The 1,977-nt window shown below is 65.6% G+C and carries 2 protein-coding genes and 1 pseudogene; all 3 read left to right on the forward strand.

The genetic code is table 11. The features are described 5' to 3' along the window. A partial coding sequence (locus WAW17_RS34145) for a metal-dependent hydrolase (RefSeq protein ID WP_422337246.1) occupies positions 1–604 on the forward strand: 604 nt, incomplete at its 5' end. Further along, positions 601–1,687: pseudogene (locus WAW17_RS34150) on the forward strand (PDR/VanB family oxidoreductase). The gene WAW17_RS34145 and the pseudogene WAW17_RS34150, both read left to right, overlap by 4 nt. Further along, positions 1,684–1,977, forward strand: a 294-nt coding sequence (locus WAW17_RS34155; protein ID WP_422337247.1) for an alpha/beta fold hydrolase, incomplete at its 3' end; no start/stop codon positions are given. The pseudogene WAW17_RS34150 and the gene WAW17_RS34155, both read left to right, overlap by 4 nt.

Here is a 1,977-nt window from a genome sequence, read left to right on the forward strand (position 1 = left end):
GGAGAACGGACTCGATCCCACTCCCTTCACCGCGCAGATGGAATGGACGTTCGGAAAGATCCTCGGGCCGAGGCCGCTCACCGGTATGCGGGAACGGAATTACCTCGTCGAGCGACTGGCCGTCATCGCCGCGATCGAGCACATCACCGCGTTTCTCGGTGATTGGGTACTCAACGCAGAAGGGTTGGACCGCGCAGGTACACATCCGACCATGCTCGACCTGCTGCGTTGGCACGGGGCGGAGGAGGTGGAACACCGGTCCGTCGCGTACGACGTGATGCGGTACTTCGACAAGCGGGAGTTCCGTCGCATCCGCACTCAACTGATCGTGACACCGGTGATCGTGTGGCTGTGGGTGCGAGGTACCCGGTACCTCATGCGCAACGACCCCGAACTCGCCCGGTGGTCCGCGCATCGACGGAAGCCACACCTTTCCGACTTCATCGCGGCGGGCAGGAGAGGCACGCTTCCGACAGCCCGGGAACTCGGCCTCCGGATGTCCACGTACTTCGCGCGGTCGTATCACCCGAGCAAGGAGGGATCGACGGCCCAGGCGGTGAAGTATCTGGCCACCTCGCCCGCAGCTCAGGCGGCGCAGCGATGAACCTTCCACGCGTCCGTGACGTGCCCCTCGATATCAAGGGCCGCCCCCGGCCGGATCGGGCGATGCGCATCACCGAGGCGATAGCCACGAAATATCTGCGGGTGCTGACAGCCTGTGAATACGACCCCGTCGTGGCCGGCCACAATCCTGATACTGCGATGGAACTCGTCGTCACGGACCGGCAGGTCGTGGCCCGTGACGACAACGTGGTCCTTCTGTGGTTCGAGCCCGAGTCGGCAACGGAACTCCCTGTGTGGCAGCCCGGTTCGCATCTCGACGTCCATCTGCCGTCCGGTCTGCGGCCGGCAGTACTCGCTGTGCGGTGAGCTCTCGGATCGGAGCGGGTACACCGTCGCCGTGCGCCGCATTCTCGACGGCGGCGGTGGTTCGCTCGAGATGCACGCGCTCCGGCCCGGAGATTCGGTGACCGCCCGGGGTCCACGCAACGGATTTCCGTTCGTCGGCGAGGGCAGTGCACTGTTCATCGCCGGCGGTATCGGGATCACCCCGATCCTGGCAATGGTCCGCGCCGCCCGGGACGCCGGGATGGACTGGCAGTTCGTCTACTCCGGTCGTTCGCGAGGGTCGATGCCGTTCCTCGACGAGATCGAAACACTCGATCCGTCGAGAACTTTCATCCGACCGGACGACGAGTTCGGTCTGCCCACCGCCGCGGAATTGATGGGACGCGCTGTCGCGGGCGGCGCCGTCTACTGTTGCGGCCCGCCGTCGATGCTCGAGTCGGTGCGCCGCGAATTCCCCCGAACCCCGGCTACTGCCCTGCATTTCGAGAGATTCGGTGCCCCGCCGATACAGAACGGCGCCGAGTTCGAGGTGCAACTCGCCAGTACCGGGGAGGTACTGATCGTGCCCGCCGAGGAGTCGGCGCTCACGGTGATCGAAAACCGGATACCAGGAATCGGGTATTCGTGTCGCCAGGGTTTCTGTGGCACGTGCCGGGTCAGGGTGCTGTCGGGTAACCCGGACCACCGGGAGACCCGACTCACCGATGTCGAGAAAGAGAACGAAATGTTGATTTGCGTATCGAGGGCCGATGGCGGCCGGCTGGTGCTGGACCTGTGAACCGGCGGACCGTGACCAATGGCAACGTCGAACTGGCAGTGTTCGAGGAGGGCAATCCGGACGGCGAGACGCTCGTGCTGGTGCACGGCTGGCCCGATACCCATGAACTCTGGCGTGGTGTGGTGTCGTCGCTGGGGGATCGGTTCCGGGTGATCAGCTACGACAGCAGGGGGGCGGGCCGTAGCACGGTACCCACCCGGGTGACGGACTACCGCCTTCCGGTGCTGGCGGCCGACCTGTTCGCGGTGATCGACGGCGTCAGCCCCGGCCGGCCCGTCCACGTACTGGCC

This window comes from Rhodococcus sp. (in: high G+C Gram-positive bacteria) (assembly GCF_049286785.1).
Taxonomy (GTDB): Bacteria; Actinomycetota; Actinomycetes; order Mycobacteriales; family Mycobacteriaceae; genus Rhodococcus_F.